At 54.6% G+C, this 21417-nt stretch carries 33 protein-coding genes, 1 tRNA gene and 1 pseudogene; 16 read left to right on the top strand and 19 right to left on the bottom strand.

What is annotated here, in order from left to right:
- The first annotated feature begins 26 nt into the window (after positions 1-26).
- From IPM50_02855 to IPM50_02825, 7 genes are all read left to right on the top strand, one after another.
- Positions 27-530: a nuclear transport factor 2 family protein gene (locus IPM50_02855; protein QQS33539.1), complete on the top strand. Its 504-nt coding sequence runs from the start codon at positions 27-29 to the stop codon at positions 528-530.
- Positions 531-602: 72 nt separating this feature from the next.
- Positions 603-1019: a MerR family transcriptional regulator gene (locus tag IPM50_02850; protein QQS33538.1), complete on the top strand. Its 417-nt coding sequence runs from the start codon at positions 603-605 to the stop codon at positions 1017-1019.
- Between the two features lie 73 nt (positions 1020-1092).
- A complete protein-coding gene (locus IPM50_02845) occupies positions 1093-1284 on the top strand; it encodes a YHS domain-containing protein (protein QQS33537.1) in 192 nt (63 codons plus the stop codon).
- A 37-nt stretch (positions 1285-1321) separates the two neighbouring features.
- The gene (locus IPM50_02840) at positions 1322-3853 is read left to right on the top strand and encodes a heavy metal translocating P-type ATPase (GenBank protein ID QQS33536.1); all 2532 of its coding nucleotides are present in this window, start codon (positions 1322-1324) and stop codon (positions 3851-3853) included.
- A 5-nt stretch (positions 3854-3858) separates the two neighbouring features.
- Positions 3859-4527, top strand: coding sequence for a class I SAM-dependent methyltransferase (locus IPM50_02835; protein ID QQS33535.1), 669 nt, complete (start codon positions 3859-3861; stop codon positions 4525-4527).
- Positions 4528-4816: 289 nt separating this feature from the next.
- The gene (locus IPM50_02830; GenBank protein QQS34440.1) at positions 4817-5329 is read left to right on the top strand and encodes a DUF4198 domain-containing protein; all 513 of its coding nucleotides are present in this window, start codon (positions 4817-4819) and stop codon (positions 5327-5329) included.
- Positions 5330-5343: 14 nt separating this feature from the next.
- Positions 5344-5949, top strand: coding sequence for a DUF4198 domain-containing protein (locus IPM50_02825; GenBank protein QQS33534.1), 606 nt, complete (start codon positions 5344-5346; stop codon positions 5947-5949).
- A gap of 236 nt (positions 5950-6185) precedes the next feature.
- Here IPM50_02825 and IPM50_02820 read toward each other — a convergent pair whose 3' ends face one another.
- From IPM50_02820 to IPM50_02735, 18 genes and pseudogenes are all read right to left on the bottom strand, one after another.
- The gene (locus IPM50_02820; protein ID QQS33533.1) at positions 6186-6473 is read right to left on the bottom strand and encodes a hypothetical protein; all 288 of its coding nucleotides are present in this window, start codon (positions 6471-6473) and stop codon (positions 6186-6188) included.
- On the bottom strand, positions 6470-6643 hold the full coding sequence (locus tag IPM50_02815) for a hypothetical protein (GenBank protein ID QQS33532.1): 174 nt from the start codon (positions 6641-6643) through the stop codon (positions 6470-6472). The genes IPM50_02820 and IPM50_02815 overlap by 4 nt, the downstream gene beginning before the upstream one ends.
- Positions 6643-7017 carry a hypothetical protein gene (locus tag IPM50_02810; GenBank protein QQS33531.1) on the bottom strand — a complete coding sequence of 125 codons (375 nt, stop codon included), beginning with the start codon at positions 7015-7017 and terminating at the stop codon, positions 6643-6645. The genes IPM50_02815 and IPM50_02810 overlap by 1 nt, the downstream gene beginning before the upstream one ends.
- Before the next feature lie 191 nt (positions 7018-7208).
- Positions 7209-7406, bottom strand: a pseudogene (locus tag IPM50_02805) (hypothetical protein).
- Entirely contained in the window at positions 7363-8193 is an 831-nt protein-coding gene (locus IPM50_02800; protein ID QQS33530.1) for an HNH endonuclease, read from the bottom strand. Before IPM50_02800 ends, IPM50_02805 begins: the two are co-directional and overlap by 44 nt.
- Positions 8194-8652, bottom strand: coding sequence for a hypothetical protein (locus IPM50_02795; GenBank protein QQS33529.1), 459 nt, complete (start codon positions 8650-8652; stop codon positions 8194-8196).
- A 140-nt stretch (positions 8653-8792) separates the two neighbouring features.
- The gene (locus IPM50_02790; GenBank protein ID QQS33528.1) at positions 8793-9986 is read right to left on the bottom strand and encodes an AAA family ATPase; all 1194 of its coding nucleotides are present in this window, start codon (positions 9984-9986) and stop codon (positions 8793-8795) included.
- Positions 9987-10028: 42 nt separating this feature from the next.
- Positions 10029-11810, bottom strand: coding sequence for a DDE-type integrase/transposase/recombinase (locus tag IPM50_02785; GenBank protein QQS33527.1), 1782 nt, complete (start codon positions 11808-11810; stop codon positions 10029-10031).
- 49 nt (positions 11811-11859) lie between these two features.
- Positions 11860-12516: a hypothetical protein gene (locus IPM50_02780; protein ID QQS33526.1), complete on the bottom strand. Its 657-nt coding sequence runs from the start codon at positions 12514-12516 to the stop codon at positions 11860-11862.
- A 94-nt stretch (positions 12517-12610) separates the two neighbouring features.
- Positions 12611-13510, bottom strand: a complete 900-nt coding sequence (locus tag IPM50_02775) for a hypothetical protein (GenBank protein ID QQS33525.1) — start codon at positions 13508-13510, stop codon at positions 12611-12613.
- Between the two features lie 89 nt (positions 13511-13599).
- A complete protein-coding gene (locus IPM50_02770) occupies positions 13600-13872 on the bottom strand; it encodes a hypothetical protein (GenBank protein QQS33524.1) in 273 nt (90 codons plus the stop codon).
- Between the two features lie 95 nt (positions 13873-13967).
- Positions 13968-14549 carry a hypothetical protein gene (locus IPM50_02765; protein ID QQS33523.1) on the bottom strand — a complete coding sequence of 194 codons (582 nt, stop codon included), beginning with the start codon at positions 14547-14549 and terminating at the stop codon, positions 13968-13970.
- A complete protein-coding gene (locus tag IPM50_02760; GenBank protein ID QQS33522.1) occupies positions 14533-14793 on the bottom strand; it encodes a hypothetical protein in 261 nt (86 codons plus the stop codon). The genes IPM50_02765 and IPM50_02760 overlap by 17 nt, the downstream gene beginning before the upstream one ends.
- Positions 14790-14945: a hypothetical protein gene (locus tag IPM50_02755; protein QQS33521.1), complete on the bottom strand. Its 156-nt coding sequence runs from the start codon at positions 14943-14945 to the stop codon at positions 14790-14792. The genes IPM50_02760 and IPM50_02755 overlap by 4 nt, the downstream gene beginning before the upstream one ends.
- Complete coding sequence (locus tag IPM50_02750) at positions 14942-15178, bottom strand: hypothetical protein (protein QQS33520.1); 237 nt, start codon at positions 15176-15178, stop codon at positions 14942-14944. The genes IPM50_02755 and IPM50_02750 overlap by 4 nt, the downstream gene beginning before the upstream one ends.
- Positions 15175-15651: a hypothetical protein gene (locus IPM50_02745; protein QQS33519.1), complete on the bottom strand. Its 477-nt coding sequence runs from the start codon at positions 15649-15651 to the stop codon at positions 15175-15177. Before IPM50_02745 ends, IPM50_02750 begins: the two co-directional genes overlap by 4 nt.
- A complete protein-coding gene (locus IPM50_02740) occupies positions 15644-16108 on the bottom strand; it encodes a hypothetical protein (GenBank protein ID QQS33518.1) in 465 nt (154 codons plus the stop codon). The genes IPM50_02745 and IPM50_02740 overlap by 8 nt, the downstream gene beginning before the upstream one ends.
- 95 nt (positions 16109-16203) lie before the next feature.
- A complete protein-coding gene (locus IPM50_02735; GenBank protein QQS33517.1) occupies positions 16204-16452 on the bottom strand; it encodes a hypothetical protein in 249 nt (82 codons plus the stop codon).
- Between the two features lie 104 nt (positions 16453-16556).
- Here IPM50_02735 and IPM50_02730 point away from each other — a divergent pair, with 104 nt between their 5' ends.
- Genes IPM50_02730 through IPM50_02715 form a run of 4 tightly spaced genes read left to right on the top strand, consistent with a single transcriptional unit; the run spans position 16557 to position 18315 of the window.
- Positions 16557-16985 carry a hypothetical protein gene (locus tag IPM50_02730; GenBank protein QQS33516.1) on the top strand — a complete coding sequence of 143 codons (429 nt, stop codon included), beginning with the start codon at positions 16557-16559 and terminating at the stop codon, positions 16983-16985.
- 2 nt (positions 16986-16987) lie between these two features.
- A complete protein-coding gene (locus IPM50_02725) occupies positions 16988-17431 on the top strand; it encodes an ImmA/IrrE family metallo-endopeptidase (protein ID QQS33515.1) in 444 nt (147 codons plus the stop codon).
- Positions 17412-17588 carry a hypothetical protein gene (locus IPM50_02720; GenBank protein ID QQS33514.1) on the top strand — a complete coding sequence of 59 codons (177 nt, stop codon included), beginning with the start codon at positions 17412-17414 and terminating at the stop codon, positions 17586-17588. Before IPM50_02725 ends, IPM50_02720 begins: the two co-directional genes overlap by 20 nt.
- A 10-nt stretch (positions 17589-17598) precedes the next feature.
- Positions 17599-18315 carry a LysM peptidoglycan-binding domain-containing protein gene (locus tag IPM50_02715; GenBank protein ID QQS33513.1) on the top strand — a complete coding sequence of 239 codons (717 nt, stop codon included), beginning with the start codon at positions 17599-17601 and terminating at the stop codon, positions 18313-18315.
- Positions 18316-18460: 145 nt separating this feature from the next.
- Here IPM50_02715 and IPM50_02710 read toward each other — a convergent pair whose 3' ends face one another.
- Positions 18461-18709, bottom strand: a complete 249-nt coding sequence (locus IPM50_02710) for a hypothetical protein (GenBank protein ID QQS33512.1) — start codon at positions 18707-18709, stop codon at positions 18461-18463.
- Between the two features lie 176 nt (positions 18710-18885).
- Between IPM50_02710 and IPM50_02705 the strand changes: the two genes are divergently transcribed.
- The 5 genes from IPM50_02705 to IPM50_02685 all read left to right on the top strand — a co-directional run bounded on the left by IPM50_02705 (position 18886) and on the right by IPM50_02685 (position 21369).
- The gene (locus IPM50_02705) at positions 18886-19356 is read left to right on the top strand and encodes a hypothetical protein (GenBank protein ID QQS33511.1); all 471 of its coding nucleotides are present in this window, start codon (positions 18886-18888) and stop codon (positions 19354-19356) included.
- Positions 19357-19362: 6 nt separating this feature from the next.
- A tRNA-Met gene (locus IPM50_02700) sits at positions 19363-19439 on the top strand.
- Between the two features lie 85 nt (positions 19440-19524).
- Positions 19525-20613, top strand: a complete 1089-nt coding sequence (locus tag IPM50_02695; protein ID QQS33510.1) for a hypothetical protein — start codon at positions 19525-19527, stop codon at positions 20611-20613.
- Positions 20610-21035 (top strand): hypothetical protein, encoded by a 426-nt coding sequence (locus tag IPM50_02690; protein QQS33509.1) that lies wholly within the window; start codon positions 20610-20612, stop codon positions 21033-21035. The genes IPM50_02695 and IPM50_02690 overlap by 4 nt, the downstream gene beginning before the upstream one ends.
- Positions 21001-21369, top strand: coding sequence for a hypothetical protein (locus IPM50_02685; GenBank protein QQS33508.1), 369 nt, complete (start codon positions 21001-21003; stop codon positions 21367-21369). The genes IPM50_02690 and IPM50_02685 overlap by 35 nt, the downstream gene beginning before the upstream one ends.
- The last annotated feature ends 48 nt before the right edge of the window (positions 21370-21417 follow it).

The raw sequence follows: 21417 nt of genomic DNA, 5'->3' as shown, positions 1-21417 counted from the left end.
TTTTTGAATTTAACTGGAGAATCATTATGACAAAAAGATTATTTTTCACCGCCGCCCTTTCGGCTGTTGTTATGGCATTTGGCTTCTCAGAGGCTTTGGCGCAGACGGATGAGGTAAGGGCCGTGACCGACGTGATGCTGCGCGAAGCCGTGGCGGTCGAAAAAGGCGATCTCGCCGCACTCGATAAAATCTGGGCTAACACGGAGGATGTTACCGTGTTCGAGAGCGGACACGCCAATTACGGCTGGAACGACTACCGCAACACGCATCTCGCCCCCGAACTGAAAGAATTCAAGAACACAAAATACTCGTTTTCCGATATGAAGGTCAAGGTCGAAGGCAAGACCGCGTGGGCGACTTTCAAATACGCTCTCGCCGCCGACATGGGAACGCGAAAAATAGAAAGTGTCGGCCTCGGCACTGCCATCCTCGAAAAACGCGACGGCAACTGGCGAATAGTCCACTGGCACTCAAGCGCCCCTCGTAGAGCACCAGCTCCTGCCCCATCTCCGAGTCCAAAAGGTATATGAGCGAGCACAGAAGTCCTCAAGGTTTGTAAAAGGAGATCTCTAACGACGATGGATGGGGAGTAACTGAATCTAATGATGACCGCTACGGTACTGGCTAAACAATCCAACGTTTCACTCTACACTGTCAGACACTACACACGTATCGGTTTGCTGAAACCCGCTCGCAATTCGCAAAACAACTACAAGGTATACAAGCCGTCCGATGCTGTGCGAGTTAGGTTTATAAAAGCCGCCGGTAATTTGGGATTCTCGCTCGCCGAGATAGCAGATATTTTGAACGAGGCGAAAGAAGGGAATACGCCGTGTCCGATGGTCCGGGAAATCATCGTCCGCCGCATCGCGGAGAATCAACGCAAAATAAAAGAAATGCAGAAACTTCAAAGGAAGATGGAAAACGCCCTAAAAGACTGGTCGAAAATGAAGAATTCAATGCCGACAGGCGATTTGGTTTGTCATTTGATCGAATCAGTAAGCGAGGGTGATAAATAGCGCTTGACCTGACACCTGCTGACAGGTTGTAGAATAGTTCATGTCGTTATTTGATGACAGGACGGATAAGAATATGACTGAGAAACAAACATCTACAACCGAAACATTTATTGACCCCGTATGCGGAATGGAAGTCGCGCCCGCAGCCGCGACCGGCAGCCTTAACCAGAATGGAGAAACGTATTACTTCTGCTCGGCAGGCTGTCTGCAACAATTCGTAAATCCGACAGAAAAAGAAACGGCAAGTTGCTGTGCCGGAAATTAAACGTCTTGGAAACGAAGCGTACCAAGGAGGTGGAACCATGACAGGAACGGGAAAACAAAGTACAGCAAAAGAAGAATTCATCGACCCGATATGTGGAATGACTGTCGATTCGGGGACGGCGGCCGGAAGCTTTAATCATGAGGGCAAAACCTATTATTTTTGCTCAATAGGCTGTTTGCAGAAATTTATCGCTCAAGCGCAGGGCGTTCCGGAGAGTGGTTTTGTCGGGATCGGGCGGGAGAGCAGGAAGATCGTCACGCATGGCGATATGAAGGCGGCGCGGGCGGGCGAGTTTGTCGATCCGGTGTGTGGAATGTCGGTGGCTCCCGAAACTTCGGCGGGCAAGTATGATTTTGAAGGCGAGACCTATTATTTCTGCTCGACAGGCTGCCTGAATAAGTTCAAACAAAATCCGGCGAGCCTTCTTCAGGAAAGAAAAGAAGAAAAGCTCGAGGCCGAAAGCCTTGGCGTGGAGTACACCTGTCCGATGCATCCGGAGGTAGTGCAGATAGGTCCGGGAAGCTGTCCGAAATGCGGCATGGCGCTTGAGCCTAAGGTGCTGACCCTCGACGACGCGCCTGACCCGGAATACATCGATATGAAACGGCGGTTCTGGATTTCCGCCGTTTTAACTCTCCCGGTTTTCGGATTGGCGATGGCAGAAATGTGGCCGGGTTTTCACGAGTTAGTTTCACCAACGACTTCTATTTGGATACAGTTCATTTTGGCTACACCCGTTGTCCTCTGGGGTGGGTTTCCTTTCTTCCGGCGAGGCTGGGCTTCGGTCAAGAATGTCAGCCCGAACATGTTCACGCTGATCGCAATTGGCACCGGAGCGGCTTATCTTTTTAGTCTTTTCGCCCTATTTTTGCCGAACGTATTCCCTGAATCGATCAAGAATGTACATACCGGATTGATTGCGGCTTATTTCGAAGCGGCGGCGGTGATCACGACCCTTGTTCTCCTCGGGCAGGTTCTTGAGCTTCGAGCCAGAAGCCAAACCTCAAGCGCGATCAAAGCCCTTCTCGGACTCGCGCCGGAAACTGCAATCGCGGTTTTCGATGACGGCACTGAAGCCGAGATCGCACTCAAGGATGTACAGATCGGCGCGAGTTTGAGAGTCAAGGCCAACGAAAAGATTCCAACCGACGGCACGATACTGGAAGGGGACACTTCGGTAGACGAATCAATGGTGACGGGCGAGTCGATACCGGTCGAGAAATCCCCTGGGGACACTGTCATCGGCGGTACGATCAACGGTAGGCGCGGGTTTCTGATGAAGGCCGAGAAGGTTGGCAGTGACACGCTGCTCGCTCAAATCGTCCGCATGGTGGGTGAGGCCCAACGCTCCCGCGCTCCGATCCAGCGTCTCGTCGATGTCGTGTCAGCTTACTTTGTTCCAGCGGTTATTCTCGTGGCGATTGTCGCGTTCGCCGTATGGCTGATCTTCGGCAGTTTCGCCTCCGCAATGGTCGCGGCGGTTTCGGTTTTGATCATCGCCTGTCCATGCGCCCTTGGTCTCGCGACCCCGATGTCAATTATGGTCGGCACGGGGCACGGCGCACGGCACGGAGTCCTGGTGAAAAAAGCGGAGGCTCTCGAGATCCTGGAGAAGGTCAATTCGATCGTAGTCGATAAGACCGGCACGCTGACCGAAGGCAAGCCACGGCTTCAGAGTGTGATTTCGTTAAACGGTTTGTCCGAGACCGAGATCCTCCGATTTGCGGCAAGTCTCGAGAAGTCGAGCGAGCATCCGCTTGCGGAAGCGATTATCAAAGGTGCCGAAGAGCAAAGTGTCGCATTGGCAAAGGTGGAAGATTTCGAATCCCTCACGGGTAAAGGGATCACGGGTTCGATCGACGGGAAAAAGATACTGCTCGGCAATGCGAAGCTGATGACGGAGAACAACATTAATTTCCCGGCGGATGGAAAAGCGGACGAGCTTCGGGCCGAGGGGCAAACGGTGATGTCTATTGCCGTGGACGGAAAAGCCGCAGGACTCGTTGGCGTCGCGGACACGATCAAGGAGTCAGCTAAAGCGGCAATCGATGAACTGCACAGACAGAAGATCGAAGTCGTAATGATGACCGGAGACAATCCGGTTACGGCGGATGCGGTTGCGAAAAAACTCGGTATTGATAAAGTTTTTGCCGATGTGCTGCCCGAGCAAAAAGCGGAAAAGATCAAAGAGCTGCAGGCGACGGGAAAAATCGTGGCAATGGCCGGCGACGGCGTGAACGACGCGCCCGCGCTTGCTCAGGCCGAAGTTGGAATCGCGATGGGAACCGGAACCGACGTAGCAATGGAATCCGCCGATATAACGCTTTTGAAAGGCGACTTGCGCGGCATTCTACGAGCGAAAAAGCTAAGCGAAGCGACGATGAAAAACATACGTCAAAACTTGTTCTTCGCGTTTATTTACAATCTGATTGGCGTACCGATTGCGGCAGGCGTCCTGTATCCGATATTCGGTCTTTTGCTTAGCCCAATGATCGCAAGCGCCGCGATGACCTTTAGCTCGGTGTCGGTTATCGTCAATGCACTGCGGTTAAGAAATTTGAAATTGTAGGCAGGATGAAAAATGAAAAATACATTCCCGCTCTCAGCTACGACTGGCTAACGCCGTTCTACGACACAGTTGTGCGTTTTACCACACGGGACGAGGTTTTCAAAAGGGCTTTAGTAGAACAAGCCAGCATCGAAGCCAGTCATCGTGTCCTCGATCTTGCTTGCGGCACCGCGACGCTCACGATCCTATTGAAACAAGATCAGCCGCGGGCCGAAGTTGTCGGGATTGATGGCGATGAAAAAATTTTGGCCATAGCGAAAACGAAAGCAAGATCTGCTGGTGTCGAGATCCGGTTTGACGAGGGCATGTCATTCGACCTGCCGTACGCAAATGAATCTTTTGACAAGGTAATTTCGAGTTTATTCTTTCACCACCTGTCGCGAGAAAATAAAGTCAAGACTTTGGGTGAAGTATCCCGGATCCTTAAACCGAACGGCGAATTTCACGTCGCCGATTGGGGCTTGCCGGCAAATGCGGCTATGAAGATTTCTTCTCGTTTCATTCAGTTTCTCGACGGCTTTGAAACGACTGCCGACAGCTTTGGCGGGCTGTTGCCGGATTTGTTGGAAACGGCAGGCTTCGCCGGCATTAGAGAAACGAATTCGTTCAATACGCTGTTCGGAACAGTTCGGTTGCACAAAAGTACGAAAGAAATAAACAGGAGACTACAATGAAAAAGACTATTACCGCACTGCTGCTTTTCGCACTGCTCGCCCTACCCGCTTTCGCGAACGACCTGTTTTTGAAGCTCGACAGCTATTTCGTTAAGGTCAACCAGAAGATTTCGATCAGCGTGATGAATGGCACGTTTCAGAAAAGCGAGGGAGCGGTATCGTTTGCTCGCTTGACCGATGTGAGTGTGGTTTCGCCGTCCGGCTCGAGAACGCATCCGGTTGAGGCGGACCTGACAAAAAACGAAACCACGGCTTTTTTTACGTCACTCCGAAAGAGGCCGGTAATTACATTGCCGGTCTATCGACGATATGGCGTGAAAGCGCTCTTCCGGCGGCCGAGTTTAACAAATACCTCCCGGCCGAAGGCATCCCGGATATTTTGGAGAACCGAACGCGTGACGGCGAGCTCGATAAGGACGCAAAGTATCGTTACTCGAAATATGTCAAAGCGATCTTTCAGGCGGGGAATAAAACGACTGATAGCTACAAGACTGTTCTCGGATACGCCGTCGAGATGGTGCCCCAGCAAGATCCCTACAAACTAAAAAAGGGAGCCTCGCTCGATATCTTATGTCTCAAGGACGGCAAACCGCTCGCGGGCCAGATCGTCACAACCGGCTATGAGGCCGTGGGCAAAATGCTGGGCGAAACCAGTGCCCGCACCGACAAGGACGGCATGCTCAAAGTCAAACTCACCGGCGCGGGCAAATGGTACGCCAAGTTTATCAATATGGTAAAGATCGACGACTCAAAACTGAATTACGAATCGAAATGGGCGACGCTGACTTTTGAAATCAAGTAAAGAGGAAAATCGAAATGAAAAAACGAACGATATTAGGGTTTATTTTATTGCTATCGCTGGTCGCGTCGGTTTTTGCGCACGATCTGTTTCTCAAAACCGATAGCTATTTTCTGGAGCCTAACTCAAAGTTTACGGTCCAGATAATGAACGGAACATTTCAGGCTAGCGAGGGAGCGGTGTCCTTCGCCCGGTTGAACGATGTGAGTGTGATTTCGGATGGCAAAAGGGTTCATCCACTAGAAAAAGATTTTACGAAGAATGAAACCACGGCGTTCATGAACCTCACAACCGCTGCGGCGGGCACCTACGTTATCGGACTTTCAACTAAGACACGAGAAATCGCCTTGAAAGCGGAAGAATTCAATGCTTACCTAAAGGAAGACGGCCTGCCCGATACGCTTGAAGAACGGCGTAAAACGGGGGAACTGGAAAAGGACGCGAAGGAGCGCTACGCAAAGCACGTTAAAGCGATCCTGCAAGTCGGCAAAAAGCAGACCGATGACTTCAAGACGGTTCTCGGCTATCCGGTCGAACTCGTCCCGCAGCAAAATCCGTACAAACTTAAGAAGGGCGACACAATCGAGATTCTCTGTGAGGGGAGAGGTTATAAGTTAGTATAGGACAATGTTATAACGGTGGGAATTTTGAGTCACCACATGGTTGCCGATCGGTAAAGTGGTTGACAGGGTCAACTGATAATTCCGGCAGATATAACATTTCATGCGTCCGCTCACTTATCATCAATACCCGGTGGGTGCAGACGGTGAAGGCCAGTGATCGAGACGGTTTAGCGGTACATTATTCATAACACAGTGAGTCTATCACCGGCGGCTGGTTTTGGGTAAAGCCGGATATGTCAGCTACGATACGGGCAGTTGAGGCGTGGGCCGTTGTAGATGACGGTCCAGCCGCGATCGCGGGAGACGGCGAGAGCCTCGTCGAAGTTCGATTCAGCGTCACGGCGGGATTCGAAGGGTCTTACAAAGACCTGTTTGCCGGGCGGTAAGCCCGGGTTGAAATGGGCGACGAGATTGTGAGTCGGCGTGATGGCGACGGACATCAGGCCGAGGGGCTTTCCGGTCTTTGCGAGCAAGGCGACGCGGTGGTGAATGATGGTGCGGTCGGTGTATTCGAGGTCGTTCATAGTATTTCCCATGTTTCGGGGATCTCGGGAGATTCAGGGTCGAAACGGTTTTCAGCGGCATCGTCGTCGGTGCGGAGCATGGTGATCGAGATATTGGTGACGTCGCCGCCGTGGAGTGCGACGGCGTTGCGGAAGAGTTCGATCAGGGCGTTGATGGTTTCGGTCTGCATTAGTATGTTTGGCGGCGAGAGCGGCGTTCGTGCATCGGTATCTCGAAAGCGGTATAGTGACGCCGGCATTCGGGCCGAGGGATGGAATCCCATTGATCACGCGGTATGGACCGGACGGTGTCGCGGCGGCGGAACGAGTAGCGTTCGGGGACGAGGCCGGCACGGAACACGGCCGCCATCTGAAGGCAGTCAGCGGTCCATTGTTTGTTAGCGTGATCACCGAGGCGTCGGTTGATCTCGCCGACGGTCAGGCCGCGATATTCGGGGTCGTCGGCACCGGCTGCGTCGGCCGCAAGGATGACCGCCCGGAAGCGGCGGAAATAGGCACGGAAATCGAGTTCGTCAAAGTAGGTGTATTCGCTGAGTTCTAGCATAGTGGTCAGGCTGCCTTTCGCTGAATGCGGACGAGGCATTTGTCACTAGATTCGTCACAGTCCGGCAGAACGCATTTTTGACACAGATCCTCGTGACGGTCGTCGGGTGATATCTCGATCGGTTCGCTTAAGGCCGGCGGCGGCGGTGCGGCCGCGAGCCGTGCGACCGGTTCGGGCGGTTCGGGCGGTTCGATCTCGATAAAGCTCGAACGGCCGCGGCCGACCAATTGCAGGTACTGCAGCTCAGCCTTTCCGGTTTCGACGATCGCCGAGCCGACCTGGGCAACGGCACGGGCACGATCGACGTCCATTTTGTCGTCGTCGTCCATCAGGCGTTCCATCGTTTCAAACAGCAGGTTTCTGAGATCTTCGATCTTGTTCTTTGGCATATCGTTTCAGTCTCCTTTTCATACCGGCGAGCTGCCGGATAGCTTTAACAAGGGGTTCTGGGTACAGGGTTTCGGCTCGATGACGATCGATCCATTCGGTCCGTGACACGAGTTCGAGATTTTCGATCGTGATATTCGCTTTGTCGCCGTCGCGAAAGACGACGTTGTGCCCAGGTGGGATAGGACCATTGTGCTGTTCCCAAACGATGTGATGGACCATTTTCCATCGACGGTGGAACGGCAGATCATTATTGACCTTTCGCTGACGGTAGCCGTCCTTTTGCAGCCGCTCGGTTCCGATCGGCTGTACGACCTCAGCCGCACGGCCGCTTAAGCTGCCCTTTTTGAACTGCGTACGGCGAGAGTTTGGATGCAGGCCGGCCAATCCTTTTGTGCCGGCATTCCATGGTTTGTGGCCCTTTGGGAACCTGTGTTCGAGTCCTCGGCGGACGCGGTTCTCCTTAGTTATGCGTCCGCAGAGCTCGCTGGCGTTGAACGCATCGCTTTTCTTGAGCCCGAGTTTGTTGGCCATCCAATGGACCGCCGAAAGTTTGCGGCCCAGCCGTTCGGCGATGTCGATCGATCGGTGGTCCGGATACATTTGCCGCAGCAGTTCGATATCGGCGTCGGGCCATTTACGCGAACGCGTAAAACCGAGATTCGACGCCTGGCTCTTGCATTGTGCCGCCGTCTTGCCGAGCCGTTCCGCGATCTCGGCATACGAGAGCCGGCCGCAGTTCTCGCGGAGAAACTCGATCTGTTCAGTTGTCCAGGTTCGTATCCCCATCTACCGCTCCTCGTATTTGGCGCAGGCCGGGTCTTTCAGGCGGATGTCGGTGTTTCTGCTTCCCGTCCATTTGTCTTGAGCCAGGCCGCATTTATAGAAGTAGCTGATCCGGGTCGCGTGTCGGCACGTTCGGCAGGTTCGGCCGTTGGCGGCGAGCTGCATCGTCGGTCGAGCCTGCGGCCGCGTGCCGGAGCGTTTCAGCTCATCTAATTGTTGTCTCAGTTCGTCGACCTCCATATAAAGCGGCTGGATCGGCCGTCCGAAAGTCCAAACGTGGAGGTAGACATTGCCTTTGAATAGAAGGGTGAGCCGTTCTCGCCAGGTCAGGCTCCAACGGGTCAAGATCCGTTGGCCATGGTCGACCGGAAGAGCCGGCAACGTCTCGTATTCGTCCTGGTTTTCTGCGATCCGTATCTCGTGATCCTCGCAGCCTTTGACTATCGGTGATACTGGTTTCATGGTTTGGCTCTCCTAAAGTTCAATTTCAAATTTGAGATCTGAGATCTCGTGGTTCCTCGCGGGCCGGTTGTTTCTCAACCAAAGAAAGCCCCGGGTTCCGTCGTGCCGGCGTGTCACGCTCCGGCCCGCGAGGAAAGCTGTTATGCCCCGCGACGTTTCGCAAATGGGCTGGCCGTGCGATTTTCAAAGAACATCTTTTCCTTGATCGCTTGGCCGACGACCTGTTTTTCTGCAAAGTCGTCACGCGTCAGACGCAGCGCTTTGTTAGCGATATTGCCGAGCTGCAGCGGCGTAGTGGCGTGGCCTGAAATGAGCTTTACAGCGTCGGCATCAAATAGATCGTCCGGAGCGTTCGCACGCTTTAGGCGAAACCGCATGTAATCGGCAGAATATGCCTGAAAGTCCGGCATCGGGTTGGGAATGATGCGCTCATTCAGTTCGCGAAATTTCTGGTCCTCGAGACGAGCATCAAAGACACGCTGGCCGAACAGCATCACGCTGAGCCACCGTTGAAAACCGCCCGATCCCATTTCAAAGAAGTTCTTGAGCGACGACAGAGCGGCATCGCTCATGCGGTGACATTCGTCAAAGGCCAGCGTTACGCGGTTGCCCGATTGGAACTGGCGTTCGAGCGTTCGTTTGACAAGATCGCCGACAGCCTCGGTCGATCGAGGGATGCGGGCAACCTCGAAATGCCGCAGGATCGCGTGAGCTATCTGGATCGGCGAGATCCGGCCCATGTCGAAAAACTCAGGCCAGATCACCTTTACATTTGGCTGGGTGGCGCAATAGTCCTCGATCATGGCTCGAATTACGGTCTTGCCGGAGCCGATGTCGCCGGTGACCGATATGAAAGCCGGGTATTTGATCGCGTCCTTTACGCGGTCGATGATCCGTTGGAGCTCCGGCGAGATAAAGACCTCGTCCGCGTGTCGCGGAAACTCAGCAAAGGGATCGTGTTTCAAGCCGAACCAGTCGAGTTCGGCATCGGTCAGTTCAATTCGTTTTGTGGACATGGGCTTGTATTCTCCTTCGGTAAAAACTGCCGAGAGTTCGGCATCGATCTCGCTGTGTGAGACATCCAGCGAAAGCATGTATTCGCGCATCGCATCAGCGATGAGCGGGTTTAGCTCAGCCGAATATTCGGCCGAGAGTTCATGACGTATGAGTTTCGAGACGGTCTTTCGACTGCTCACGCTCGCTCCGCGTGACGCGAGCCAATGCTCCACCCGCGAAAGCGAGATATCGTATTTGTTGAACAGGGCTCCGAGCGGAGTGTTCTGGTGTTGGCGTTTATTTGGACGCGGTTTTATTGTGTACGACTGGGCTGTCATATCTTTACCCTCTGCTGAATGCCGTCGTGAGACGGGCGAAAACTATCCGACCGCACGAAGCGGAACCGGCTGACTGCGGGATCGCAGTTCGGCTTCGATCAGACCGCTGCGGACGGTGCCGCCGCGGTCGCTGTAGATCGAATCGAGAAACTCTTTGGTCGCCGCAGGGTCGTTATCGAAACGGGACTTGTATTCGTTGACCGCTTGCCAAAACGTCAATTCGCGGCCCATATATGCCGGTCGATCGGCCGTCGTTTGCGGAGCGTCCTGATCCCGATCGGCTTCAAAATCCGGGTGCAGTACCGGAACGACGGAATCGATCTCGGCAGCGGTCGCGATTCGCGTGTTGTCCGGGAAATTGATGACGCCGGTCGTTTCGGCGGCTGCCGGTTCGAGATCGTAATACGGTACCGGGGCGATCTCGCCGGTGAGCTTGTTGATCTCGCGAACCTCTTTCATCGCCTCTTTGTAGCTGGCCTTGAGGTCCTTTTTAAGCTGCTCGGCCGATGTCTCCGCGATCTCGCGAATTTGCCCAAAGCTGTCTTCGGCGGCGTGGACCTTGGGTACCCAAAACTCGCCGGTATTCTTTGGCCCAAATTTGCCGTCGAGCTGCGGAAAGCAGACCAGCATCGAGTCGATCTTTGCGGGGACGACGACGCGTAATTTGTGGCCGATATGGTCGACGAAGGGAGCGACAGCCTCGATGCGGTAGCTGATGCGGTCGATCTTGATCGTCATGTCGGCGTTCAACACCGGCTCGAAATGACGTGCGAGCAGAGCCGATTCGACCACGTCGGGATCGAGAAGACGGATAACGGGACGTTTCGACCGCCAGCGAGCCATCGGTGTCATGCCGGTCGTGCGGTTAATGTGGTTTTCGTTGTAGTCGTAGACGGCACGATTTGCCATCAGATTGAGATTTTCGATCTCGACCTTTCGGCCCTGGTCTAAGACGACTCCTACGAGATTGTCGATGCGCTGTGCCCAGCGGTGCGAGGTCTCTACCTTGCCGGTCGCCTGGGGTCTGTCGGGCTCGTGAACGAGGTGCTTATAGCCGCCTGTCTGTTCGATCGTCGGCAGCTGATTCAAGATCTTTAGAGCATCGTTGTGACGGCCCTTGAACTCACCGCCGCCGTCCGTGTACAGGATCTGCGGAACGCCTAGCTCGCTGTAGGCTTCGGCGAGGAATCTGACCATCTGTTCGGACGTGATGGCACGAGCGATGAAGTATCGCAGAAATCGCCGCCGCGAGAAATCGTCGATCAGCATTATCTGCCAGACGCGCAGTATCTGCGGGTCCATTTGCGGATGGTTCTTATCGACGCCCTCGATCCGCAGGATGCGCCGAGTTCGCTCGTCCTGCCAGCGAGTTTTGAGAGCTGAAACGTCAACTTGGAAGACATGGCCCGGATATTTGGCCTCGACGCGGCGGTGAGCTTTTTTCGGCGATCGGCGAGCTTTTGCCCCGATGCCGTTTTCCGCGAGGATCGTTCGAAAATAACTAAGGCTCGGCAGATCGTTAAATCCCTGGGCGGCGGCGGTCTTTAGTGCCAGCTGCGGGTCGATGTTTCGAGCCGTCACGAGCGATGCCGCGAACCATGTGCCGGTACCTTTGGCAAGCTCGTATGTGCGCCGTCCGGCGTCAGATCGGGTCTTTCGATCGGCAGTGTTCCGGATGTCACGCGTGATGCGATAGATGTGATTCGGGTGTACGCCATAGATCTCGGCCAGACGTGCGGCCTCGGCTTTAGCAGCCGAGCCCGACAGCCCTGTCATGGCCGTGCGGATCTCTGAGGTGTCGAATTTTGATAGTTTCGCTCTCATTGTAATTAGAAAATGGGCGGCGGGCTGTTGCCGCCCTGTAAAAACAAACTCAGGCCGCTTTGCGTTGATTCGAATTGCGGATAACGCGAACCATTTCGGTAAATGTGTGCAGGTCCAGATCGTCGAGCTCCTTGGCCGACGTGACGCCGCCGTAGGTTGCCGCGATCAGATTGCGATACTGGCTGTCATCGCGGCCGACGATCAGTCCGGCCTCGGCGGCAAGAATGTGCAGCTCGGCATATTTCGTCGATCGCGGATCGTGCTCGAGATTGCCGCCGGCGATCTTCCCGGTAGCCAGATACTCAAGATGTGCTTTGTGGATATCGATGCCGACATTTCGCATGGCCTGGCGATACATCCGGGACGTTGCGACGCCGAGTGCGACCTCGTCGGAATCGACGCGTTTGCCGCTTGCGATCGTCGAACCCAACTTGCACGACCCGACGGAGCCGCGTGAGCGGCCGTCAGCGAGCGTGACCAAACCATGCACCGTTACCCATTTGTCGTCGCGGACAACCTTATCGATGCCGATCGATGCCACACTGGTTAGTTTTAGCGACAGAATGCTGATCGCGTTGTGGTCCAGTATTGGGTCGGGTTTATCGCCATCGAACGTGATCTGCGACGGTTGCAGGCCGTAAACGTCGACGTATTTCTGTTGAATGACGGCCTGTTCCGGCGTCAATGTTTTCTTTGAGACTGACATAAAACTCCTTGAGAAAAGCGTGGTGGCTTTTTGGGCTGACGGCGAGCCACCGGTCGCCGGTTCGGCACGATTGCCGATGGTAAGCGGGCGATCGTTACTCGTCGTCCACGTAATCCAATTCGTCGAGGCCGTCACTGTTTGCAAGGGCCTCGTTTATAGCTGCGTCGAGATCGTCGTCGGTGTCCGGCTGTCGCTCGTGCATACTGATCCGGACGCCGTATGCATCGCGGGCCTGAAACCACTGCTCGGCGAGGGTTTTAAGGTCGGGCTCGGCGCGTTCGCCGCGTTCGTCCGCGTCGAGTTCCTTGATCTCGCCGGTCAGCGTGATCATCGCTTTGATCGCGTTCATCAGTGCCCGCTCGTAGGGCGACGATTCTGCCTCGTGGTCGAGTGCCCGACGCAGGTCGTTGATCTCGTCGCGGCCCTTTTCGATGGTGGTGTCGCGCTCGGTGACGGTTTGTTCGAGCGTCTTGATCTTGGTGTCCTTAGCCCGCATCTCATCAACAAACTCGACCAGGACCTGTTTGATCACGCCGGAATTGTCTATCGAAACCTCTTGATCGCCGATCAGTAGTTTCCCCTCAGAGATCGTGATGTCCCCTTTGCCGATCAACTTTTGTGCGCGGACGCTAATTCCGGCTGAGGTGAGCAGATCAAAGACCTCGTCGCCCAGCTCTCTAAGCGTATTGAGACGGTCATAGTACTGGCGTTTGGTCATCGGCGACCATTCACTCTTTTCGAGAAAATCGACAAACGTCGAGTAGCCGAATGATTCGTACATCCGCTCCTGCTGAAAATGTTCGAGTGCGCGTATCGACTGAGCCGACAGGTTAGACGCGACCGCCTGGGCGATGTGGTCGTTCTGTTTAATGCGGCCCAAAAAGAATAGGGCGTCGTTGCGAGACTTTTCCTGGTGTGCGGATGTGAGATTGTCGATCATCTCATGGGCGTGATCGTCCCTGAGCTTTTCAATTTGTTCATTTAATTTAGCCATCAATTCTCCTCTTTCTTTAAATTCACGCGCGCGTGAATCGGTGTTTCCAATAAAATCAATAACTTAGCGTCAAAAACCGTGCTTTAAATTCACGCAGCGCGTGAATCGGCGAGCCGTTGGGCGAATTTTGCGATGCGCGGCCCGACGCTGATCTTTCCATCTGTTTCCACAGCCAAACCCAGCTCTTTCAGTGTGATCACGGCCCGTTTTACGGCGTCGGGCGAGAGGTTGGTTCGCTGCCGGATGCGTGCCCGCGTGACCGGCTCGAACGCGGTGCCCTCGAGGGCTTCCATGACCTGCCAGATCCGGCAAAAGTTCTGGTTGACATAGCTCGCGGCGTCGCGTTTCGTGTTTCTAGCCATCACTGTCCTCTTTTCGCGAGATCGCGGCGTCGGCCCAAGTCAGGACGACGGCCAGCAGCAGGCCGCCGCAGAATACGGCAATGTCGCAGGCGAGGTCAGGCATTTGCCGCCTCCTCAAAACGCAGCTCGAGCTGGCGTGCGAAGATCGGAAAATTGAACCGTGCAAGACCACGAAGCTCATTGAGCTTCGTTACTGGCTCAGCGGCTGCCCAATCGATCCAATTTTTGAAATCCGACTCATTCGTTATGATCCAGTAGCCGCATGGTTCGCGCTTGCTGGAACCGACCGGCAGCAACCAGATCGACCGCAGATGGTTGACGGCCAGCGTCAGTTTGCGGCGTTGATTCTCGCTGCCGCGGACGAACGAGAAATGACGGCGTATGAGCTCGTCGCGATGCATTGGCCGCTCGCGTGTGGCTGCCGCCAGCGTTCGTGCGACCTCGAAATGATACGCGTCGAGTTCGACAGGTGAATCGAGTTTGGCTTCGATGCAGCGAGATATCCTCTCGCCGGGCTGCGACAAAGGATGGTGAACGCCCGGTGTTCCGGCGATCACGGGGCAGCGGCTGATCCCGCCCTGAGGCGAGACATGCCAGCCAATATCAAAACAGCGCTCGCAATCACTGAACGTGGTCTGCAAAAAGTCTGATTCAGGTAGATCATGCGCTAACAACATGTTTTTCCTCCGTTCTTCCAGTGGTTTCCGGCTGTCGCCGAAATGCACGTTTTAGTACCGATTCTGCTGTCAGACGGTCGTTTTCGACGGCCGCCGCGTTTAGGACGGAGTCCTTGCAGGCCGGGCAAAAATGCCGGATCGCGCCGACCCATCCGTCATCGACCGTCAGGGAGTGGCGGCTTATCACAGCAGTGCATCCGAGCCCGTCACATTTGATCACGGTGATCCTTGCAATGGTGGTCATAGCTCGTCCTCACAGGCATCGTCGCCACGCACCGGCGAACGTCCGGCGGCCGTAATTTGGCCGAGAAAATACCCGATCCACAAACCCATAAAGCCCGAGAACGAGAGTGCTAAGAAGATGATCAAAAATAACCGGTCAAAAATGTCCGTCATGCTGCCCTCCTGATCGGCGTCACATCAGCGGTGCAGCCGCACCACCAGTCGCCGTTGTCCTTGAGCATCCAGCCCTCGTGATGAAAGTATCCGAGGGCATCCCGCTCGTACTGTTCGAGATCGTAGCCGGCGTTGCCACGGTCGCCGGTCGGGGGGAAATTGCGAAAGAATTCGAGGATGCCTCTGCACGAGCGACATGAGATCGCGGTTTCCATGTGGACGAAGATCTTCATGCGAGCCTCCGTGCGGCCGGTGCCGTTGATGCGATCGCGGCGTCGGTCGCGGCGGCCCGGTTCATTCGTTTGACCGCCTCGACGATCTTGTTGCATTCCTGAGCGGTGCGCGGCCGGTCGGCTTTGATCGTCCGGCGGCAGATGCTGGCAAGACCCTCGGCCGTGCGGTGCGGTGCGGTGAACCAGATGTCGTCGAGGTATTGCAGGTGAGCGGCCGACGCGATCGTCGGTATGCCGGCCACCTGCTTGTGGTGATTCTGAGTGCGCCGCGGAATGTAATTGTCCGCGAAAGCCTCGCCGCCGAGCCGCACGATAACGCCGTTCGCCTCGGCAAAGGTGAGCTCTGCAAGGCTCGACGTGCGGCCGTTGGTGACATCGAACGCGAGGTCCTCGATATCCTCTTTGGCGCAGCCGAGCGGTTTCGCAAGGCCGAACATCCGTCTGATCTGTGCTGCTGTCTTGGGTTTAGGCATCGTAACCCTCCTGAGATATGGTCTTTTCGACCTGCTTAATGACGAGGTCGGTGGCATCGCGAAGCTCGACCAACTGGCGAAGCGTCTCTGATGTGCAGCCGTTGATGTGGATCGCATTGACCGCGTCGACGGCTTCGTTCAAAAGGCTGGCACCGGTCGCTGCCTGTGTCGTTCGGCAAGTGATAGGTCGCGCATGTTTTGCCAGCAGCTCGTCATGGTGAGCCGATATATGCTCGACGATGAGGCCGGTGCCTGAGGGATTGATCAAAAACACAACATCGATCAGATCGCAGACGCGATCGAGGATCGATCGTTGTCCTGTCGCGTTCGGGTCGTCGTCCTCGGGCGGGCGACGACGCCAACGATTGACATAGTTGGCCGAAACGCCGAGGAACTTTGCCACCTTTGGGCTCTGCTGCTCGGGGATCGCTTTTTGTAATACTTCGTATGATTCCATCGGTCTATGGGTTGGAACGTTTGAACCGAAATCAGACCTAGCCGATCTCGGGCAAAAAAAGATAGCCTTTGTCACCTATGGCGACAGGCTATCTTTTAAGCGGCTTTCTTCATCAGGCGTTCGCGCACCGGCAGGAGCCAGGCAGGTTTATTCACGGTGATGAAGTAGTTTTGTTGAAGCCATTTGGCGTATACCGGATACCAGCGACGGCCCGCGATCAGTTCGCGGAGCATATTGTCAGCCGAGGTCTCTTTGACTCCGAAGTCAGACGCGAGATGTTTCGCAAGATCTGCGACCCTGAGCCCGTCGTCCTCGAGTTTTCTTTTGATTTGTTTTTCGTCCATGTTAAAATTCTCCGGTTGTGGTTGCTATGAAAACGAGTCTTGTTTTCCAAGCCACGAGAAGTTTATCCGTTACGGATAGTATCTGTCAAGAAAATTTATCCATTTTGGAAAGAAAAAATTCCATAGGTGAGAGGCTATTGCAAGCGTTCGGAACGAACGACAAGGAATTCATAGCGAAAACATTGGGTTTTAGCAGCGTTCAGGGCGTTTACAAGGTCCTTAACGGCTCAAGGGAGCTCGACTACGCAAAGCTCGCGAAGTATCGAGATTATACGAAATGTTCAATTGATTGGCTGCTGACCGGTGAAGGCGAGATGTCGACCGGGCCAAAAGTTTTTGATCTTGAATACTCGATAAACAAACACGACAACTGGCTCGACGTGCTAAATGAATGGTACGAGTTTGAAGGCGAGGAGATGCCGGAGACGATGGGAGCCAGTTTTATGGGCGGCTGGAAATCGTTTGACAAGAAGCAGAAGATAGAGGCCATCACGGATTTCAAAAGGTTTCTCGATAGGATCAAAGACGATTAGAGATGCAGAGCTTTCTCGACAAGATCAGCGATCTCAAGTGCGGCTGGAATGAAAGGCCGCTGGACGAGAATGCGTTCAACAGGCTAGCCAAAAAGCTGAAGATCCACGTCCGATACATGCCGCTGACCGTAAACGGATTTTATACCTGTCGGAAAGGACGGCATTATATCGTTATCAATCAAAAGCTTTCTCCGCGATTAGCCGAATTTGTAATGTTTCATGAGCTGGGACATTATCTGATGCACTCGCCAAGTAACGACGCCATCGATAACTATTGCGGGTCGGCGACGCATAGCCGCGATGAAAAGGAGGCCGACGCATTTGCATATTGTGCTTTGCTACCGCTCGGCTTGTTTGCCATGCGGTCGGTCGAGGAGCTGGCGGATATCTACGGCTCGGGATTTGTTATGCGACGCCTTGAGGTCTATGAGCGATACGGAATCTAAGCTGATCGACGATGAAAAGATCGAATGGCTTCGCAGTATATTTGACCCTGACAGAAAGCTCGAATCTGACGATGACCTGATCGAGCTGTCGAAAATGCTAAATGATGAATCGGATGACAGTGAATTTACTGTTGACTATGATCACGAATTCGAATGAATATTGAAATATGAAACAGGTGTATTTTTCGGCAAAGGGTTCCCTGGCAATCCTTCTAATACTGGGTCTTCATGGGATTGCCTACGGACAGTGGGGGGTCTCGGTAAAGTCGGACGATCGGGCCACGGTGAAAGAGATCGCAGCGAAGTACGGCGTCAATACGAATGACTTAGCCGCCGTAAACGGCCTGCTGCCGAATTCGATCGTCACGCGTGGCCGTGCGTTGCGATTGCCCTTTGAGCCCTGTTCCGTTCAGTCGGCGCCAGCCATCCGCGGCATCAACCTCGGTGCGGATATGAATGAAATTGAAAAACGCTTTCTCAAGACGCGATATCCTTTTGTCGACGGCACTGAGGATCTAAGTGTATCTAACCTTGGTGGCGAGAAAATTCCGGGTCTCGACGGCATTGCCTCTCTGCGTCTGGTGAGTTTCGAGGGGAATCTGTATCAAGTATTTGTTAGCTACGATTTCGATGTTTCGTGGGAATCGATTGACGAAATGGTCTTGCAGTTCAACGATTCGTTGGGTGTCCCGCTTACTGCATGGAAAGTTCAGAGCCGGCGAGAGGGTGATGAGGCCACGGTCGAATGTGATGGGTTTACTATAAAGACGCGCCTTGTTGTGGGGCGCGGGATGCTTATCCTAACAGACGTTAAGACCGAACATGCGATTGAAAGGCGAAAGAAAGAGGCGGCAGATGCTAAAAAGCGGGCGATCAAGCCCTAAGCTGCGGCCAGCATCAGAGCGAGTTTTGCATGTCCCTTAACAATGAAATTATATTATGAATCCGAGGTCTAACAGGCGACGGAATTTTTGAGGGAAATGTTAGAGAAAATGTGAGAGGCGTCCGGGTCGGACGCCTTTTTTCGATTCACGCGGCCATTTTGTATTGACGCGGAGATGCGACTTGGGCTATAAACGCCTGTAGGCTGGATTGGTAAACGAACCAATTATTGCCGGGCCCGACCTGGCGGCCGTCGAGCGTGCCTCCCTCGAGCCAGGCGACGATGGTCGGGCGGCTCGGGGCCGGGACAAAAACCTTGCCCAATATCACCTCGACCTCTGACATTTTTATCAGCGGGTCAAAGTTCAAAAGCTGCATTTGGATAGGTCCGTTCACACGAAACACTTAAAACTAAAAAAATAAAAAAGTCAAGAACTTTAGAAAAGGCTGAAAAATCAGCCTGTTTTTGTGCGCTCATCGATGGCATTCTCTGATCGTAGCCGACAAAAAGGCTCTACCCTCATGCTGACACGGGGGTCTGCGATCAGGTCCCCGTTTTTTGAACAAAGTTTATGAACCAGTCCGATGTGAAGTACAAGGCCGAGCGATGGGCGGCCGCGAAAAAAAAGATCGACGAGCTGAATGCTGAGCAAGAGCAGGAGATCGAGCCGCTGCGTCGGGCGTTCGATCGTAAAGCGGAGCCGATCAGGCAGCGATATGCCGCCGAGATCGACAAGGCAGAGGCGAGGGCTCAGGTCCTGCAGGACGAAATAATCGACTGGCTCGGCAAGCAGAGATCTTCCATTACGGTCGAATCCAAGCACGCGATCGCTGAGCTGTTCAAGGGCGAGGTCGAATCGCGAAATCGCACCGTGGACGTTAAAAAGTTTTTGAAATTTGCCAAGACCAAGGGCGATGCCGTTTACGACTGCGTGACGGTGGCGATCGCGAAGGCCGAAAAACTGCTCGGCAAGACCGAACTCGACAAGATCTCGGAAAGGCCAACGGAAACGGTCACGCGAACGGCGCTGAGATTGAAATAGATATTCTGCGGGATGGAGGAGTTTGGTACCTCGTTGGGCTCATAACCCGAAGACCGCCGGTTCGAGTCCGGCTCCCGCTACCAATATACCCTGACACACAAACGACGATAGGGGAACGCTGAAAATACGCTGGAATATTGGATACCGCGTTCCCCGTTTGGACTGACAATGAGTTTGCAGAGGCTGACAAAACAGATATTCGACCGGTTCGATAAGCGGATCGTCGAGGCGACGAACGGCACGGTGATACCGCCGTCGTTCGTTGCCGGTCTGATCGCGAACGAATCGGGCCGCGACCGACAGGGCAGCATCGTCGAGGCAGCGACGAGGTTCGAGCCGCACGTCTATCGGCATTTGATCAATGTCCGCGACGGACGCAGGTCAAGCTATAACAAGCTCACCAGGGCTGACCTCGCCGGTGCGTCAGATGCGGCGATCAGGGCACTTGCTACATCGTGGGGTATTACGCAGATCATGGGTTGGCACGTCGTCAGGAATCTGCGATGCACGGTCGCCGACCTGCGGGATCCGGCGAAGCATCTATTTTACACCGTCAAATTGCTCCAACTTAACGGATTCCCCGCCGGTGCGAATGAGGACCGGATGGATCGCGAAATGCGTGAGTGGAACACCGGCAGCGAGACAGGCAAGACCTATCACGCGAACTATGTGCCGAATGCCCGCACCGTCCGTTCGCTGTATCGCCAGCTGGAAAAGACTCGCGTATCGCGAGTTGTCGGCGAGCGTGTCTCGCTGGACGATATCGCCTCAGTCTCGACCGACGATGCTGGCCACGAGGTTGATGTCAGTGCGGTGTTCGCCGGGTTGACCGACGACGAGATCATACTCGACCTTCCGCAAATGCAGGAGGTGTGTTCGCCTGACGATCTGGTGCTTGGTGGGCATGTCTCTAACGAGTTCGTGCCGGAAGACAAGGTCGTTGACGCGCCGCCGAAAGAGGATTCGACAAAAAAAGCTACGACCGTCACGGTGCTCGGGTTCGCAGTGCCGACGTTCCTGGTGGCGATCGTCACGGCGATCAGGGATGCGGTGCGTGAGGGTTTTGTGGATGCCCGCGATATCGGCAACGCGGTCGTCGGTTTTATCTCGGCAAACCAGCGTTACGTGTTTTACGGCCTCGCGTTGGTCGTGGTCGGAATGATGCTCAAAAAGCTCTACAAGCAGGTCACGCTTTGGCTGTCGATGTGGATCGCGGCTCGCCCGGATCTGCATAACGTGAATGTGAGGCCGCAGTGAAAACAAGCGTCAGTGAGATCGCGGTCAACGCGTGGGCGTCGATGGTTTGGCCGCAGAGGTTGATAGTGATCGGCGGAGCGGTCCTGGTAGTCGTAATGCTGGTGGCGAGTTGGGCGACGACGTTCTCGACATGGCGAGAGGTTAGGGGGTTTGAAAAGGCCGCGGCGGCCGCGAAACGTGAGAAAGAAGCGGCATTGGCGACTGCTGCCAGGGTCGCAGAGACGATAAAGATCCGCGAGCAAGAGCTCGTCAGAATTGAGGCAAAGCGTGATGTTCAAAATACCGAAGTTGAAATTGATGCTGCTGATGTCGCTCGCGCTCGTGCTGAGTATGAGCGGAGCGTCCGGGATCGTCGGGCAGACTCCCCAACCGTCGCCGACCTCTGCCGTGAGCTCGCCGAGCTCGGATATCCGTGCGGATGACGCGTTGCGTGTCGCGTGTGCCGAGGCGATCGAGGAGCTGCGAGCCGCTCGGCGGCTGATCAGATCGCAAGACGCGTTGATCGTGTCCCAGGGCGGCCTGGTCGAGTTAGAGCGTCAAATATCGGACGGATTGAAACGTATTCGCACTCTGGATGCGGAGGAAAAGGAGTTACTAAGCTCCGCCGTCGCAGCGGCCAGGCGTGAGGTTGATGCGATACGCGGTGCCAACGAGGCTCTGAAGAGGAATCAGGCCACGTTCTGGAAGAGGTTGAAATGGGTCGTGGTCGGCGGAGCTGTAGGTGTTATCGCCGGAAGCGTTCTGGTCCGAAGATAGCAGCGGCCGAGGGCGTTAACGACACGGTGGTGTCGGCGTATGAAAAGT

This window comes from Acidobacteriota bacterium (assembly GCA_016700075.1).
GTDB lineage: Bacteria > Acidobacteriota > Blastocatellia > Pyrinomonadales > Pyrinomonadaceae > OLB17.
This window is presented reverse-complemented; position numbering and strand designations above follow the sequence as displayed.